This window comes from Paenibacillus sp. W2I17 (assembly GCF_030815985.1).
GTDB lineage: Bacteria > Bacillota > Bacilli > Paenibacillales > Paenibacillaceae > Paenibacillus.
Genome location: NZ_JAUSXM010000001.1, coordinates 3,691,859 through 3,707,148 on the forward strand (window position 1 = coordinate 3,691,859; position 15,290 = coordinate 3,707,148).

Consider the following 15,290-nt stretch of genomic DNA (forward strand, 5'->3'; position numbering starts at 1 on the left):
GAAAACCGGAGGTATATCATCTTATGCAAACACTTGAAACCAATCGATTAATCCTGCGAAATTTCACCGTAACGGACGCAGCCGGACTGTTGGAATACACGGCAAATCCCAGAGTGAATTGTTTTATGGGTCAACGAATTTCCACATTGGAAGAGGCGGCGGCAGAGGTCGCAAAAAGAAGCAGTGACGATTCCCACATCGCGGTCTGCCTGAAGGACAGTAACGAGTTGATCGGTGAGCTGTTTGGTATGAGGGAAGATCGAGATTCTGATACGGATAAAGATTCGAATTCAGATACGTATAGTATTGGCTGGAATTTTAATGGCAGATATGAAGGGAAAGGATACGCTAGTGAGAGCGCCAATGCTTTCATCGAAAATCTCTTTATGGAACAGGGAATAAGAAGATTGTACGCCTATGTCGAGGATGATAACTTCCGTTCTCAGAAACTGTGTGAGAAGCTGGGCATGCGCCGGGAAGGTCTTTTTTTGGAGTTCATTTCATTTGTCAAAAATGAGGACGGCACACCGAAATACGAGAATACGTATCAATATGCTTTGTTGAAAAAGGAATGGCTGGCGCAGCGTGAATCGCAGAAATAAAGAATGACAGCCCCCTCATTAGTTTAAAAAAGTTATAGAAATGAGAACGTACCTATACGTACGTTCCACAACAAATACGGCGGCTTCTCCCTGGATAGATTCCAGAGGAAAAGTCGCCGCTTCATTATCGCACAGAACACTATTGATCGAGCAATGTGTTTATAAGGTCACAATACATTCAGCTTGAATCCTAGACGGTGCTGCCCCAATATTGCTTTGCAATCTTCTGCCCTTGATCGATCTTCGCCCATTGCTGAGCTTCGCTTAATTCGTTACCACCATCGCAGGATGCAAATCCGCATTGGTGAGACAACAGTAGCCGATCCTTATCGATGATTTTGGAAGCTTCGTCCAGCAAACGGACAACACGTGCTTCATCATCGAGTGTACTCGTTTTGGATGACAACAGACCCAGTACAATTTCCGTTTCAGGTCTGTCCTTGAACACTTCCAGAGCTTCAATTGAACCCGCACGATCATCATCCCACTCCAGGAAGAAACGATCATACTTCAATTGCTTCAGGAACAGATTCGCAATTTTGGCATACGATCCACCACCCATATTGCGGGAATCATAATTGCCGCGGCAGTTATGTGTCCACATTTTCAAGCCAAGGCTATGACCAAAGTCAATCACGGTATTATTAATATCAATGAATTCGGTAGCGAGACCCTTTACTTCATCTTGATTAATATTTTCCCCTGTAAAAGGAGAGTTCGGGTTGTCGTCTGCAAACAGTTCCCATAAGCAATCATCGAATTGCAGAATTTTGCCGCCCACTGCAGCGAATTCTTCCACGAATTCCTTATACGCGATCACAAGACCTTCTTTGAGCTCCTGTTTGTTCAAATATACAGAATCCGTACCGCCAATGTTATCCGACCAGGAAAGCTCACCGAAAATATGGGAAGGAGACGGTACACAAAGTTTCGTTTGTTGCTCGCCAGCCGTGTCTTGCAGCTGTTGGAACAACTGAATGAAATGATGGTTCTTTCCACTCAATTTATCAGTGATGCGCAGTCCAATATCTTTGCGTGTTTCATATTTTGAAGTTCCGTCCACATCTCTGAAAAAATAGCCGTGATCCGCGATGTAACGCTTCACTCCGCCAAATCCCCATACAAAGTCCAGATGCCACATCGATTTGGAAAATTCTCCATCGGTAACCACGGACAAGTTATGTTCGATTTCCTTTGCGACAACTTGTTTGATTGCCTCTGTCTCACACTTCTCATATCCTTCGTAGTTTTCATAGAACGGATATTGGATATCATCGTTATGTTCAATTTGCGTTTTATATTTCAGCAGCTCATCCGGCCGCAATAAACTTCCTACGATCTGGAACTTATCAGTCATGTAAAAAACCCCCTCGTTGTATACAATGATCATATCACGCTGAGAGCAGTTAGAAGGGATACTAAAAAACCATAACTGGTTATAGTTAAAAGCTATATCCACTTGTTAGACAGATTTCAGTAAAACCGTCACCGACACAGTGTACCTCTATCCGTGAATGTTATTAAATTTCACACCGTACGACGACGCAGTTCATAAAAATATTGTACCGCTGGATGCTTTAATTTGACCTGCTCCGACATGTTCAAAATTCGCTTTTTGCCAACTCGTCTGTCCATTAAAGCCAGAATATTAAATATAATATCCTTGCTCTCCAGATTATCCTCTATAGAAGTCGATAAATACGTCGTAGCTGCAACGGTAAAATTCGATTTACTGAGTGCGGTCTGAGCCAGCAACAGTTCTTTGGCATGTACGGAGATTTTTCTGCTTCTTGCCATGACTTGAAGACGATCCTCGGGAATGGGTCCTTTAGAATCTTTTCTGATAGCTTCAATCTCTTCATCGCTCACAGGAATCATGATCTCCGGGTCGCTCTTGATCTCCTGCTCTGTCTGATACCATCGGATTGGGGTTGTTGTATCGCTCATGTTGAGTACATTCTTTTTATCTACAGTAATATAACAATTGCCTGATTTATCAAGTGAATAGCGATAGCTGGTAGCACGGTACTCCACCCTTCCAACTAACGCGGGACTAAGAAAACTCTCCAGTTGTTGCTTCAATTTGCTCCAGGACATAAATCCTCCTATTATCAAAAGCCTACCGCACGATTTGCGGCGATCATTTCAAATATTTTTCAATCCGTCTCCAGTATCAACATTCATCTAAATTATAACATAGCAAAACAAATTGATGATGGAAGAAACCCAGTTATTGGTTTTAAATTCCCCTATGTGATAAAATTGCAGAAAATTATCTACTTACTATTAAATCGTCATAGCCTACCATTGGAACATACGTTGTTATTCACAAAGGAGAGGAAGAGTGTAATGGCTACGAAGAAAGCAACCTTACCTGCTCATATGGAAAAACTCGTTAAAGATAATGATATCGCAACCATAAAAGAGGTTTTCGAGCAATGCGAATGGGATGCCCGTGGGGGCTACAGCAAAGGTACGGCCCTCAGCTTTCGTCAAATATCGGATGAAGTGGTCCGCTGGCTGGTAGAGCAAGGGGCAGACATTAATGCACGCGACAAATATCAACGCACGCCTTTACATGCCCATGCCTCACACTGGTCAGGAAATGTACCCTTGTTCCTTGAATTAGGTGCGGATCTGGACGCTGTGGATTACCAAAATGAAACACCGTTACATGCAGCGGTCAATGGGTATAGAACCAAAGTGGTTCAAGAGTTGGTAAACCAAGGCGCTACTATTAACGTAGAAAATAAACAGGGAAATACCCCATTAGCTAAGGGGTTAGTCAATTGCAGGAATAGCGATATAGTCAATCTGGCAGAGATTGCCGCAATTCTGCTGGATGCCGGAGCATCGGTCACCCCGGATATGAAAGAATCGGTGAAGCGGATCGGTAAGGATTTTGAATTCGTCCGTGAGAAGTTCAATAAGGACAAGGTCGATGAAGTTTCAGAGGCGCTGATCAAACTGTACCAGTTATTTGATGTCGAGCCGGTAGCGAATCGGATCATGCATGATGGGACTACCCCCATTCAGGTAAAGGCAACCACTTGGACCAAACAGCACCAAGAGCTGTGGGAATATCTCATTCCGGCCCAAGGCCACGCTCAAACGGTGCAGGGAGAGGTCATCCGCATCACAGGACGTGTATCCCATGAAGTATTGGATAATGGCGGTGGAAACTGGGATGCGGAGTATCGCAAGATGCTGGATGCACTGATTCGTCACCTGAGCACTGGTGCGCCACTCGCCCCGGCACTGCTCCAAGAGGCAACAGACTTGGTCAGCAGGCTTCGCAATGGATACGATTTTGATGCGCCTGCCAGATTATCCGAGTTGGCGGTATTATGGGTGCTTGCCAATCCTCAACCGGTCGCTATGGAGAAGCCTGCGTATACGCGTTAAACAGCAAAGCAAAAAAAGAAGCGGAAGAGTTACCACTTCTTTTTTTGCTATTAAATCTACCTGAATCATACTCCGTATCCATGATTACGTCTTACTCTACTCCACCTGTTCATTACTTTTAAACTCATCGAGCAATTCGCGTACTTTAGAAGTGGTTTTGGCGTTCATCAAGCTGTTTCTCAGCTCACTAGCACCGCGGAAGCCACGAACATAGATTTTGAAAAAACGAGCCAGCGGGCTGAACGAACGTGGTTCAAGCTCGGAATATTGATCATGGAGATCCAAATGCAGCCGTAGCAGATCAAGCAATTCCGTGCTGCTGTGTTCCTTTGGCTCCTTTTCAAAAGCAAATGGATTTTGGAAAATACCGCGCCCAATCATAATACCATCCACACCATATTGCTCCACGAGTCTCAGGCCTGTTTCACGGTCAGGAATATCCCCATTAATCGTCAGCAGTGTATTAGGCGCTATCTCATCCCGCAGTTTTTTAATCTCTGGAATCAGTTCCCAGTGAGCGTCTACTTTGCTCATTTCTTCTCTCGTACGCAGGTGAATGGACAGATTCACGATGTCTTGCTGCAAAATATGAGTTAACCAGTCGCGCCATTCATCGACCTCAGTAAATCCAAGACGCGTTTTTACACTGACCGGCAGTCCCCCGGCTTTCGCCGCCTGAATAATCTCCGCCGCAAGGGCTGGCCGACAGATCAATCCACTTCCTTTTCCATTCTCCGCTACATTCGCTACCGGACAACCCATATTGATATCGATGCCTTTAAAGCCTTCTTTCGCCATACCGATACTCATCTCACGAAAGAATTCCGGTTTATCTCCCCAGATATGAGCCACAATCGGCTGTTCGTCCGCTGTAAATGTCAGACGCCCACGCACACTATGGTGCCCCTCCGGGTGACAATAACTTTCTGTATTCGCAAACTCCGTAAAAAACACATCCGGTCTGCCCGCTTCACCTACGACATGCCGAAACACAACATCCGTCACATCTTCCATCGGTGCCAGTATAAAAAATGGTCGTGGCAATTCACGCCAAAAGTTTTCCTTTGTCATCTCAAAAGCTCCTCTATACCTTCCAGGACGGTCTCTGTCCTCATTAATAATAATAAAACGTAACTCTTTGCATCTGCTTGCCTATCATCTCATTAGAATTAACATTAACAGTTTTCGTTGCAATTCACATTATGCTGTCCTTGCTTCTTCACTTATACCATGCAAATGAACTTCCTTCAAACAGCAGTATCTGTTATTACTTCCATTGGATCTTCAAATTATTAAAAGTTCGATGATCTCAAAATTGCTCTTTCCCGATTTTATCACGTCTTTATTAGATTTTCAGCCCGATTGCTCTTGCCGAACTGGAAAAGCTCCTCTAAAATGAAGCTCGACAGGCTTTTAACCTGCAAATCAAGATTTTAAGGAGGCCTGAATTATATATGGAAATTTCACTGGATATGATCAAAGACAAAGTTGAATGCTTGCAGGCTTATGACTTCCGTGAACTCGAACGAGCAATCGAAGAACGAATCGGAATGAACAAAGCATTAATGCTGCGCGTGAAGCAAGTTCAACATCAAGTAACGTTTGACCCTTTTCGCAACAAGATGTTATATAGTGCCGTCGTGCATTTTGCCGTAGATTAATGGACCAAGATTTTGAATAAAAAAACAGTTCACTGACGCAATTGCATTTAAGCATATCCTATAAAGCATGCAAAAAAGAAGACGCGAATTCGCTCGCGTCTCTTTCCATACGAAACTCCACTTTCTCTTGTTAAAACTCTGCTTAACCAATATCGCCAGGTTTGTTTAAAAGCGTTGTTAAAAGAGGATTTTTGTCACCTGTAATCATATTTTACATAGTTAAATACGGGATTGTACCACTATACAAACAGTCATTTTTGAGGATTAAGGGGAGAATACCATGCAAGAATTAATATTTATGAAGAATTATAAAAACAATGAAGTACTGCGCAAGAGTTTTTTCGAGCTTGCTGTCAACACGTTTGAAATCAATTTTGAAGATTGGTATCAACAAGGTTACTGGGGCGAGCTTTACATCCCTTATTCATATGTCGATGGAGACCAGGTTATTGCCAACGTTTCTGTTAACATCCTTGAGCTCATCATTCAAGGTGAGAAGAAAAAAGCGATTCAAATCGGTACGGTGATGACACATCCTGATTATCGGGGGAAAGGACTCTCTACACGTTTAATGAATACAGTTTTAGAGGAATATGAGAACATGTACGATTACATGTACCTTTTTGCCAATGAATCGGTGCTTGATTTTTACCCCAAGTTTGGGTTTAAACCTGTGGAAGAACATCTTTTTTCAATAAATTATACGGCAAAAAAATCATCCAAGCCTGCGAACATTCAGAAACTCGATGTTACTAACGCGGATGATTTACGTCTTATTCAAAAATTGGCATCGGAAAGATTGCCTGTTTCTCGCCATTTCGCAACCCATCATGCTCAAGGAATACTCATGTTTTATTGCCTGAATGTCTTTAGTGATGATATTTATTACTTGGAAAACGAAAACGTCATTGTTATTTATCAGAAAGAAGACAATCATATTGAGCTCTTCGACGTTGTTAGCTTAAACGAAATGAATATGAAAGATATTTTGGATAAGATTGCAGATGAGGATACGGAGAAAGTAACCTTTCATTTCACTCCAGATGATCAGGGTCTTGATCTAAAAAGTTCGATCACCAATGAAGGTTTATTTGTAAGAACTCATGGTGAACAACTCTACCCTGTGCACGTTAAACATCCGATTACATCTATTGCTTGAGGATTTATTTAATAAGATCTGCCACCAGACCATATTAAAAAAAGATCAAAAAGGAGCAGGATTTCCCTGCTCCTTCGTTATGTGAAACTTCTTTCTCTCATCAAACGTAAATTCACAAGGTATAATGAAATCAGATGACCGTTCAGCATGATCTTATGACCATCATAATGAAGGAGGGGACATTCGTGGCGTTTATCCCGCTAAACTGCCCCAATTGCAACGGAAAAATTGAATACAAGAAGGATGAGGTTTTAAAGTGTCCCTATTGTGAAACAGAGCTTTTTATTGAAGCAAAATCATGTCTATTACGTAGACCAGACCATTAATCATTACCACGGAACGCCCCCTAAAGCACCGCTGAAGCAGACTGCCTCCGTAAAGGTAATGCTGATACTGATGTTCGTCCTAGCTGGCGCCATCGGTACATATTTTTATTATAGCAACAGCTCCACCTATCCAAAAACAGAAGCCAATCTGCCTGTACGAAAGATGCCTGAAAGCGAGGTTCTGCTCTCATTTTTGCGAGATATCTTCGATAAAGGGTCCGCCTTGCCAACAGAGGAGGAATTGGCTCGTATTCGCTATTTAACCGTAGAGCATTCGGAGAATGATCAGTGGAAGTTTACATATAGCCTCTCCGATCCCTTCAGCGATGAACAGGCCGAGAAGATCACTTATGTTACTCAAGATAAAAAACTGAATAGCCAGCGGATTGATCAGCGAGATTTTGAAGCTTTTAAGGGACTGACGACATTGGACCTGACAAATACCTATGAAATATCCCAGACGGACCAAACCACTTTGGCCCATATGCCAGGATTAAAAAGTTATGGAGGCGCTTTTAACGAATCCTTCAGTACATTTTCGGGCTACTTTGGCGACAAGTCTAAAATTACGGAGCTTTCCACTCAGCTTCGCAGCAATCAGGAGTTGGCCCTACTACTGGAATTCCCCAATCTGAACTCTTTATCCATTACCTATGTGGATGAGTCCGTAACAGATTTTCACTTGTTAAACCAATTGCCAATCAAGTCCCTGTCGCTCACCTTTGTCGATGAACTCGGATGGTTGTCGTCCATGACCGGGCTATCATCCTTGTCTATACAGTACAGTGAAACCACAGACCTGCAGCCGCTGTATGCCTTGACCCAGCTTCAGGAGCTTCAGTTGTCCTATTTAACGAACGTAAAGTCCATCGACTTTGTGCAAAATATGCCTGCTCTACAAACGCTAGATATTGAAAATGTAAACATCTCGAGCCTGGAGCGCTTGACCGGCAAAAACTCCATTACTACACTACGCCTGGCTTCTCTAAGTCAACTTGGTTCGGTAAAAGCTATCAATAGCCTGTCCTCTTTGCGGGAATTAACGTTGTCCGGCTACTACGAGAATGCAGAAGCGCTGACTCTGCCTAAAGTAGAGCGAGTGGAAATTCCAAGCTCCTTTCTCCCCGGGCTAAAGGCCCCGGCTACAACCAGTCTGACGCTCCGTGGCGGAAGTGGGGAATTGAACTTGGCTGCGCTGAGGAAATTCCCGAAACTGGAGCAACTCTCGCTCTGGGAGATCGATGAAATAACCCGTCTTGCCGCCCTGGACGGCTTGTCCCGCCTAGAGACCTTAAACATTTACGACTCGTCACTGTTCAAGGAAAGCGATGCCTTATTTCGTTTGAAGCAGGTGAAATCTTTGGTGTGCTCCGAGTGTAGGCTGAACTTTGAACAAAAGGCGGCCGCGGAGAACAGCGTGCTTGAACATTTGACCTTAGAGCAGCCATATTTCAGCATAAACAACACCTCAGTTACTGAAGTTGACCAAATGATGCCTTACTTTGTCAACATGTCCGCTCTACATTCCTTCACTCTGCAAGACAGCAATTTGGCGTCTCTCGAATTTATGAGTAACTGGCAGGCCATAGAAGAGCTTCATCTCGAGAACAATGCCATTTCCAATATCGAGACCCTAAGCCAGCTGCCTAATCTGCAAAAGGTATATCTATCCGGTAATTCCGTACAAAACAAATCCGTGCTTGGTACGGGTGTGCACGTATATTAATTACCGCCTGGGATGATGGGTATTTTTAGACTACTATAGTTAATGATGGTATTGAAACAAAGACAAGAAGGGGTTCGAGAATTGATACATGATTCTCGAACCCCTTCTGTTTATGTTTAGCTTCTAACCAACATCGCTACCGACTCCACACGGGATGAGTGCTAGACCGTACAATAACCTAATACGATGTGGCTACATCCACCTATTCAAGCAATCTTATATCAGCCGTCACTCAGTCTTTCGATTGTTGAATACTTTACCCTATCCTTAGATGTCGCACCAGAAAAGGCTCTTGCAAAATGATTAGGGAAGCGATCCTAGAATCAGGAATTCTGTTACAGTAAGTCCCTCATTTTCTTTCTCCTCGTCCCTTTACTTTTTATTCGAATCAGAACGCTGATTGACCGCGCCAAAAATATGATACGGTGTTATCCCCTTTGAAAATAGACTATCGATCAGCTTGATCAATTCTTCCGACGATAGATCTTTGTCTCTGTGTATCCAAAGGCGAAACATAGATATTAATGTTGATATGTAAAACTCGATGATGTATGGTGCCAAGACATCATCTGTTGGAAAATCCACAATCAATCGCTCAAAGGGAATTTCTCTTTTCAAGCGTTCCACAAAATGAACAGAACCATAGTCGCCCAATATAGCTTTAAGAACTGAAATTTCCTCTGCATTTTCCAAGCATTGAAGTGCATCTTGGATAGTATGTGTAGAAAACTCTCTGCCTGCCATTTCCTCCTTAATGGATTTCAAAATACGCTCTTCAACGCAGTCCAACAACTCATAGATATCACTAAAGTATTGATAAAATGTACTCCGATTATATCCTGATTGGTTAGCAATCTCTTGAATGGATATCTTTTCGATTGGTTTTCGGCAATATAAATCACAGAATACATTTATAAATGTCTGCCTTGTTTTTTCCGTAATTTCAGGTTGCTTATTCATTATTGACCTCCATTTTCTGTTCAATTGATTATACGACAGATATTAAAAATCTGATGGTTGATGACCGTATAGTGAATCTATACAATAACATTATACAACACGTTGTTTGATTATTGACAAAGATGAATATGGATATTTAGGAGGCTAAGATGAGAATTTTATTTTTCGGTAGAGGTGTAATATCGACCCAATACGCTTGGGCTTTAGAGAAGGCAGGGCATACCGTTGAGTTTTACGTTAGAAAAGGGAGAAAAGAAACGTTCGGAAGTCATATAGCGCTTGAAATGTGGGACGCACGAAGAGGAAAACAGTTCATCCAAGAAAGCTGGAAAGTCAAGCTGCATGAGGAGATAAGCCCAGATTACGATCTCATTATTGCGAGTGTCAACACGGAGCAACTTCCCGAAGCAGCAAAATTACTTTCGACTACTGCTGGTAACAACCCGATCCTAATATTCAATAATATTTGGCAGGATTTAAGATCATCAATCTTGCCCCTGTCTATGAACAATGTTGTCTTTGGGTTCCCAGGAGCAGGAGGCGGCATTGAGGACAATAAGCTTAGGGGCGGCTTTTTAAAAATGATATTTCTGGAAAAACCACGGGTAGGCACGGAACAGATAAACAACAAGGTCAAAGAACTATTTGAAAGCGCCCATTTTAAAATCAATTGGATCAAGGATATGCAAAGCTGGTTATGGAATCACTATGCCATGAATGCGGCGATGGAGACCGAGGTGTTAAAACGGGGAAGCTTCCCAGCACTCTTGAATCATAGTGACTCATTCGCAATTGTCGGCAAGAGTATGCGGGAAATGAAGCCTGTTCTTAAAGCAAGAGGCGCAAAGATGGACGCGATTACTCTACTGTTGACCAAGATCCCACCGGCACTTATCGGCACGCTGTTTAACAAGGTTATTTTTGCAAAGGGCAGCTTACCACGACTTTTCATTGAATACAATAATAGTAAGTCCAGTTTTGCAGTACTTGAAGTTGTAAGAGAAGCCAAAAAGTTAGGTATACCTTTGCCACATCTTACCTTGGCATTAGAAAACACTGAACAACACACAGCTATTAAAAACGGATAAACTGGAAAACTTGATATTGTTCAGACCAACATCAACTCTACTAATCATTATATAAACCATCATCCGACGAACGGAAGCCTCATTAAATGCCCTTCGCTGAATGGATTAATTTGGTTATAACAAATATAGCCCGAACTCTAGAAGCTTCGGGCTAATTAGCTATTTATTAAAAACAGGTAAATCTAGCTTCAAAACACTACACCCTAACCAACATCGCCACTGACTCTACATGTGACGAGTGTTCAGTGAGAACAAATCTTATACGATGTGCCCCCATCAAATAAACGTCTGACTACCCATCTTTTACGGCTGTACAGAGAAAATTAACTAAACGTCTTTATCTTAATGTTGTAAAGCCCAAGACCTGAATAGAACAGGGTCTTCGGCTTATAATTACAACTTATTGGTTACTTAAAAGTGAGTTCTTACCATCACTACCTTGTCCATTGATAGGGTGACACCTTGCCCATCATCCACGAATATCGAATTACAAGAAATCCACTTTGAGAAGAGTCAAGACACTTCCGGACAGTTTATCTGCTCTTGAATATTCTTTCAATGAAATTGCTGAGCCTAACTTATTTCTTGTAATCCAGATTTTAGGATCAACAGATGAGTACCCAGTCATTCGAAAATTTGAAATCAGACACTCATAGGCAGATGATTTGTTATGGATAGAAGCACCTAATTTCAAGATATTAATCTTACCTACGAGACTCTTTGACATTCGAAGATGAGTAATTACACCATGTTTAGAACCAATAAAGGCATAATTTCCCAAATGAAAATCGAGTATTCGAAACACGGCTACAAGCTTGGAAACTACGAATTCATTACTGATTGCTTTGATTGTATCAAAGTCGAATGGTGCTGACATAGATATGGGCTTGACCATTTGTTCAGGAAGAAGAAATTCTTTTGCAAATTGGTTCGCCTCTAGCTCAAGTGGCTTTCTAGTAGAATCTAACATATCGGTTCGGGAACATTCAAACTGCTGTCCTTTGTGATTTAAGCTAAAATGTCCCAGTTCATGGGCTTTTGTAAAATTAATTCTTCCTGCATTCTTTATATCTGTATTGATAAGAATGATTGTCTTGCCTTTGGCACGAATTAAGCTTCCCATATAGTTTGAATTCCCATAATCCATTTCATCGTAGATGATATTATAATGTTCGAAGATTTGGTTAATGCTTAAAGCAGGTGAAGATGAAATACTAAAATCACGCAGCACCTGTTGTGCTTTTTGAGTCGGTATCATTGTTGCGAATTTCCGAGTAACTCAATCACTCTATTTTTAATTTTTGCCTTTGTATCTGAATTAATATCCCCATCGGAACGCGCAGCGATCTCCCAATCTTCGATATCATAAGAGTTTACTAAAGGAAACTCTACAACATTATAATCCACATTAGTTGAGTTAAATGCCTCTTGTAACACAGAATTCATTAGCAATTCGCTTTCCTGCTTCGATTGCTTTATAGTTTGTTCCAATTCATCACAAAGAGCCATCAGTTGATCGACCTTTTCAACGATACTTATTTGTTCGTTGAGAGGGGGAAGAGGAAATAAAATTTTAGAAGAAATATCACCCGACCCAATATTTCCTTGATTAGCTGTTCCAGTTTCAGTTTCAAAGATAAAATCCAATATTACGCTTGATTTCAAGAATACATTAATTAATTTTACATAAAGATTTTCAGAACTTCTTAAACATCCAACTCTCTGATTTAAAAACAATTTTTTGTTTAAATGGGACGTCTCAATTAAGCATGTATAAAAATAATCGCGTTTTCCTCTAGTACCCGTCATCGTAACTAATATATCTCTTTCTTTTAACCGATATAATTCCTTTTCTCTAGCAATATCCTCAGGTATATAGACAGGATTTGAGTCCAATAACAATTTATCATTTTTAACATTGCCTAATCTCACTATCTGGTTGTTTGAATATTCGATGTAAGAATTACTCTTGAAAGCAAATCCTCCCACAAACTGAGTAATTTCCCCTAATCTCACCCATTCCCAACCCTGCGGCAGTTCATACGGAATCTCATCTTCAGTAATTGGAGGTAGCGACTTTTCTTTCTTGATTTTCTTCTCTTTAATCAATTGCTCTTTCTCAGCCTTTATCTTCTCCAACAACACACTCGCTGCTTCATCGTTCGGGTCCTGTGGCACAAGTTTACCTTGAACAGCTTCTTGAAGAATTGATTGACGTAGGCTAAGAATCAGACTCTCAGTCAATTTCATCGAATTCTCTAATTCCTCACAACAGGTTCGAACACTAAAAAATCTCTCAATTTGTTTCAAGAGTTCATTATTTAAAAACTCCTTACCGATAACCCCTTCAAATTCACATTGATTTAAAAATGTTACGACTTCTTTTTGCATTTCTAGACTTGGAACAGGAATATCAGTTTCTTTGACCACTCTCTGACTTATATTCGGCTGAGCGCCACCAAAACTGCTTTCAATAAACTCTTGTCTTTTTTGTTTAAAAAACCAAAACATATAATCCTTATCAATTTCATCATTTGGATATATAGCACATACAGCTTGATTTGAGGCAGCTTCAAAATCTAAGACCCCTACTTTCCCAACTGTAGCACCATATAACGCTAAAACCAAAGTGCCTTTAGGATATAATTTGGCTGATGAATTTTTAAGACCTGCTTCTGTTAAATACTCCTCACAGCTTGTAATATAGGAATCATTCAATTCACCAGATTTTATCCAAGGGATATTTCCACCATAATATTCATTAATTCCACGTTTAGGAGTTCCACCGCTTGTCGATTCAGCTATCTCTTCTATTTTTTTTATAGGGACATTGGAATATAGATAATTAAACACGATCTTTGCAACTGCAACTGAAGGATTTGATTTTTTATAGAATTTATATAGACTCATGATTTACACAAAACTCCTTAATTGAAGTAATAAATCATTTGTCTTTTTATTAGCTTCAAGAAGTCGATCTACTAATTCGTCAGTTGAAAACGTATCATCAACGGTCTTAATTAATGGATTTTTCAAATCTAAGTTATAATTACGTTTTTTTATATCCTCTATACTAACTTTCCAAGCATTATCATTCTCAACTCTGTTCTCCCACCACTTCTTTTCCAATTCAAACTCTTCATGTCGAATTGGTTTAGTCTTAGAATAACTTTTATACCCTACAGGATATGGATGCTCGAAGTACCAAATATCTTCTGTAGGTTTTCCTTTTTCAAAAAACAACAAATTCGTATTAATACCCGTATAAGGAGCAAACACACCTTTTGGCAATCGGATAATAGTATGCAAGTTAAATTCTTCAAGTAACTTTTCCTTAATTGCCGTTTTGACACCTTCACCAAATAGAAAGCCATCTGGCAAGACTATACCTGCACGACCGCCATCTTTGAGCATATACATCAGTAGCACCATAAATAAGTCTGCAGTTTCTTTCGTCCGAAACTTCTCGGGAAAGTTCGTTTCTATCCCCTCTTCTTCAATACCACCAAAGGGAGGATTTGTCACAATCACATCTACTTGTTCTATCGGTTTATAATCTCTCACATTTCTAGTTAATGAATTATCATGTCTGATCTTTGGGGCATCAATGTCATGCAATATCAGATTTGTGATCGCAAGCACATGAGGCATCGGTTTTTTCTCAATTCCCATGATCGTTTCCTGCAGCACCTGATTGTCTTCCACATTCTTGATCTGCCCTGTGTTTTTAAAGTGTTCAATCGTGCTAGTTAAATACCCACCTGTTCCACAAGCAAAATCTAACACTTTCTCACCTAGAATTGGGTTGACCATATCAACGACAAATTGTGTTACTGGTCGTGGCGTATAGTATTCTCCTGCGTTTCCTGCGTTTTGAAGATCTTTGAGAATACTTTCATATATATCATTGAATGTATGACGATCTTCCTGTGCGGAAAAGTCGATCTCATTCAACTTATTGATCACTTGACGCATCAATGTACCAGACTTCATATAGTTATAAGAATCTTCAAATACAGCTTTCACGATAAAAGCCTTCGGATCACTATATTCATCAAGAACCATTTCTTTCAGCTCTTTAAATAGCTTATTATTAACGAAATCCAGTAATTCATCGCCTGTCATTCCTTCATCATTTGCTGCCCAATCTCGCCAGCGCAAGCCTTCGGGAACAACTTGAGTATATTCGTCCCGCATTAACTCCCATTCTTCTTCCTTCGCATCGAACACCTTAAGGAATACCATCCACACTAATTGAGAAATACGTTGTGCATCGCCATCGACACCTGCATCTTTGCGCATTGTATCTTGAACTGATTTTATAACTGATGAAACTGACATTATTCATTCTCCTTCTGAGGTA

General features: G+C 40.8%; 13 protein-coding genes. 6 read left to right on the forward strand and 7 right to left on the reverse strand.

Features of this window, described 5'->3' with window-relative positions:
* Positions 1-23: 23 nt before the first annotated feature.
* The gene (locus QF041_RS16340; RefSeq protein ID WP_307414946.1) at positions 24-602 is read left to right on the forward strand and encodes a GNAT family N-acetyltransferase; all 579 of its coding nucleotides are present in this window, start codon (positions 24-26) and stop codon (positions 600-602) included.
* 190 nt (positions 603-792) lie between these two features.
* Here the strand turns inward: QF041_RS16340 and QF041_RS16345 are convergent, their stop codons facing one another.
* Together QF041_RS16345 and QF041_RS16350 are read right to left on the reverse strand one after the other, a co-directional pair.
* Positions 793-1,959 (reverse strand): cobalamin-independent methionine synthase II family protein, encoded by a 1,167-nt coding sequence (locus tag QF041_RS16345; RefSeq protein WP_307414947.1) that lies wholly within the window; start codon positions 1,957-1,959, stop codon positions 793-795.
* A gap of 170 nt (positions 1,960-2,129) precedes the next feature.
* Positions 2,130-2,699 carry an SF0329 family protein gene (locus QF041_RS16350; RefSeq protein WP_307414948.1) on the reverse strand — a complete coding sequence of 190 codons (570 nt, stop codon included), beginning with the start codon at positions 2,697-2,699 and terminating at the stop codon, positions 2,130-2,132.
* Positions 2,700-2,951: 252 nt separating this feature from the next.
* Here QF041_RS16350 and QF041_RS16355 point away from each other — a divergent pair, with 252 nt between their 5' ends.
* Positions 2,952-4,007, forward strand: a complete 1,056-nt coding sequence (locus QF041_RS16355; protein WP_307414950.1) for an ankyrin repeat domain-containing protein — start codon at positions 2,952-2,954, stop codon at positions 4,005-4,007.
* A 96-nt stretch (positions 4,008-4,103) separates the two neighbouring features.
* Here QF041_RS16355 and QF041_RS16360 read toward each other — a convergent pair whose 3' ends face one another.
* The gene (locus tag QF041_RS16360; RefSeq protein WP_307414951.1) at positions 4,104-5,078 is read right to left on the reverse strand and encodes a tRNA dihydrouridine synthase; all 975 of its coding nucleotides are present in this window, start codon (positions 5,076-5,078) and stop codon (positions 4,104-4,106) included.
* Between the two features lie 383 nt (positions 5,079-5,461).
* Between QF041_RS16360 and QF041_RS16365 the strand changes: the two genes are divergently transcribed.
* The 3 genes from QF041_RS16365 to QF041_RS16375 all read left to right on the forward strand — a co-directional run bounded on the left by QF041_RS16365 (position 5,462) and on the right by QF041_RS16375 (position 8,879).
* Positions 5,462-5,668: a DUF2536 family protein gene (locus tag QF041_RS16365; protein WP_221818740.1), complete on the forward strand. Its 207-nt coding sequence runs from the start codon at positions 5,462-5,464 to the stop codon at positions 5,666-5,668.
* A 280-nt stretch (positions 5,669-5,948) separates the two neighbouring features.
* Complete coding sequence (locus QF041_RS16370; protein ID WP_307414952.1) at positions 5,949-6,827, forward strand: GNAT family N-acetyltransferase; 879 nt, start codon at positions 5,949-5,951, stop codon at positions 6,825-6,827.
* 267 nt (positions 6,828-7,094) lie between these two features.
* Entirely contained in the window at positions 7,095-8,879 is a 1,785-nt protein-coding gene (locus tag QF041_RS16375; RefSeq protein WP_307414953.1) for a leucine-rich repeat domain-containing protein, read from the forward strand.
* Positions 8,880-9,251: 372 nt separating this feature from the next.
* On the opposite strand, the gene QF041_RS16380 is transcribed toward QF041_RS16375, so the two are convergent.
* Complete coding sequence (locus QF041_RS16380; protein ID WP_307414954.1) at positions 9,252-9,839, reverse strand: TetR/AcrR family transcriptional regulator; 588 nt, start codon at positions 9,837-9,839, stop codon at positions 9,252-9,254.
* A 149-nt stretch (positions 9,840-9,988) separates the two neighbouring features.
* Between QF041_RS16380 and QF041_RS16385 the strand changes: the two genes are divergently transcribed.
* The gene (locus tag QF041_RS16385) at positions 9,989-10,927 is read left to right on the forward strand and encodes a ketopantoate reductase family protein (RefSeq protein ID WP_307414955.1); all 939 of its coding nucleotides are present in this window, start codon (positions 9,989-9,991) and stop codon (positions 10,925-10,927) included.
* Positions 10,928-11,414: 487 nt separating this feature from the next.
* Here the strand turns inward: QF041_RS16385 and QF041_RS16390 are convergent, their stop codons facing one another.
* From QF041_RS16390 to QF041_RS16400, 3 genes are read right to left on the reverse strand one after another with little or no spacing between them, the layout of a single operon-like run.
* Positions 11,415-12,185 (reverse strand): ImmA/IrrE family metallo-endopeptidase, encoded by a 771-nt coding sequence (locus tag QF041_RS16390; RefSeq protein ID WP_307414956.1) that lies wholly within the window; start codon positions 12,183-12,185, stop codon positions 11,415-11,417.
* Entirely contained in the window at positions 12,182-13,837 is a 1,656-nt protein-coding gene (locus tag QF041_RS16395) for a restriction endonuclease subunit S (RefSeq protein WP_307414957.1), read from the reverse strand. The genes QF041_RS16390 and QF041_RS16395 overlap by 4 nt, the downstream gene beginning before the upstream one ends.
* 3 nt (positions 13,838-13,840) lie before the next feature.
* Positions 13,841-15,268 carry a type I restriction-modification system subunit M gene (locus QF041_RS16400; RefSeq protein WP_307414959.1) on the reverse strand — a complete coding sequence of 476 codons (1,428 nt, stop codon included), beginning with the start codon at positions 15,266-15,268 and terminating at the stop codon, positions 13,841-13,843.
* Positions 15,269-15,290 lie beyond the last annotated feature (22 nt).

Coding starts and splice junctions, on each gene's coding strand:
- QF041_RS16340 (WP_307414946.1), top strand. CDS start 24: ATGCAAACACTTGAAACCAATCGATTAATCCTGCGAAATTTCACCGTA.
- QF041_RS16345 (WP_307414947.1), bottom strand. CDS start 1,959: ATGACTGATAAGTTCCAGATCGTAGGAAGTTTATTGCGGCCGGATGAG.
- QF041_RS16350 (WP_307414948.1), bottom strand. CDS start 2,699: ATGTCCTGGAGCAAATTGAAGCAACAACTGGAGAGTTTTCTTAGTCCC.
- QF041_RS16355 (WP_307414950.1), top strand. CDS start 2,952: ATGGCTACGAAGAAAGCAACCTTACCTGCTCATATGGAAAAACTCGTT.
- QF041_RS16360 (WP_307414951.1), bottom strand. CDS start 5,078: ATGACAAAGGAAAACTTTTGGCGTGAATTGCCACGACCATTTTTTATA.
- QF041_RS16365 (WP_221818740.1), top strand. CDS start 5,462: ATGGAAATTTCACTGGATATGATCAAAGACAAAGTTGAATGCTTGCAG.
- QF041_RS16370 (WP_307414952.1), top strand. CDS start 5,949: ATGCAAGAATTAATATTTATGAAGAATTATAAAAACAATGAAGTACTG.
- QF041_RS16380 (WP_307414954.1), bottom strand. CDS start 9,839: ATGAATAAGCAACCTGAAATTACGGAAAAAACAAGGCAGACATTTATA.
- QF041_RS16385 (WP_307414955.1), top strand. CDS start 9,989: ATGAGAATTTTATTTTTCGGTAGAGGTGTAATATCGACCCAATACGCT.
- QF041_RS16390 (WP_307414956.1), bottom strand. CDS start 12,185: ATGATACCGACTCAAAAAGCACAACAGGTGCTGCGTGATTTTAGTATT.
- QF041_RS16395 (WP_307414957.1), bottom strand. CDS start 13,837: ATGAGTCTATATAAATTCTATAAAAAATCAAATCCTTCAGTTGCAGTT.
- QF041_RS16400 (WP_307414959.1), bottom strand. CDS start 15,268: ATGTCAGTTTCATCAGTTATAAAATCAGTTCAAGATACAATGCGCAAA.